We start from the raw sequence: 252 nt of genomic DNA, 5'->3' as shown, positions 1-252 counted from the left end.
ACCGCAAGGGTGTTCATCCGCAAACGCATCTCGCCAACTTCAAGGGAATCCTGCAGGCCGATGCCTACGCCGGCTTCGATCAGCTGTACGCAAGCGGCGACGTCTTCGAAGCGGCATGCTGGGATCACGCGAGGAGGTACGTGTACGACGTTCACGAGCGCACGCCGACTCCGGATACCCAGAAACTGCTCGAGATGATCGGAGAGCTCTACAGCATCGAAGCCGACATTCGCGGCAAACCACCCGATGAGC

Annotated in this window: 1 protein-coding gene; it reads left to right on the top strand. The window is 59.9% G+C overall.

Annotation, left to right across the window (positions count from 1 at the left end; all coding sequences use genetic code 11):
* Window positions 1-252 (top strand): IS66 family transposase (locus ACLFKU_RS44870; RefSeq protein WP_410853534.1); only part of this gene is annotated, 252 nt, incomplete at both ends.

The organism is Paraburkholderia sp. EG304 (assembly GCF_046543485.1).
Taxonomy (GTDB): Bacteria; Pseudomonadota; Gammaproteobacteria; order Burkholderiales; family Burkholderiaceae; genus Paraburkholderia; species Paraburkholderia youngii.
The sequence above is the reverse complement of the archived record's forward strand: the minus strand, read 5'-3'. Positions and strand labels throughout refer to the sequence as shown.